1 pseudogene is annotated in these 339 nt (G+C 73.2%); it reads right to left on the reverse strand.

Annotation, left to right across the window (positions count from 1 at the left end):
- Nucleotides 1-339, reverse strand: a pseudogene (locus IMZ11_RS44900) (potassium-transporting ATPase subunit B); the annotation flags it as partial.

A 339-nucleotide genomic window follows, 5' to 3' on the forward strand; every position in this document is an offset into this window, starting at 1 on the left:
CGGACAGCACCTTCGTGCCGCCGGTCACCGCCGACCTGTCCCCGCCGGACTCGCGGATCACCGGCGCGGACTCACCGGTGATCGCCGACTCGTCGACGGAGGCGATGCCCTCGACCACGTCACCGTCCCCGGGGATGATCTCCCCGGCCTCGACGATCACGAAGTCCCCCTGCCGCAGTTCGGGAGCTCCGACCGTGTCCCACCGGCCGGTGTCGTTCCGGTTCATGAGGCGGCGGGCGACGGTGTCGCGCTTGGCCGCGCGCAGCGTCGCGGCCTGGGCCTTGCCCCGGCCCTCCGCCACGGCCTCGGCCAGGTTGGCGAAGACCACGGTCAGCCACA

The sequence above is a fragment of the Microtetraspora sp. AC03309 genome (assembly GCF_020826795.1).
GTDB classification, from domain to species: Bacteria; Actinomycetota; Actinomycetes; order Streptosporangiales; family Streptosporangiaceae; genus Microtetraspora; species Microtetraspora glauca.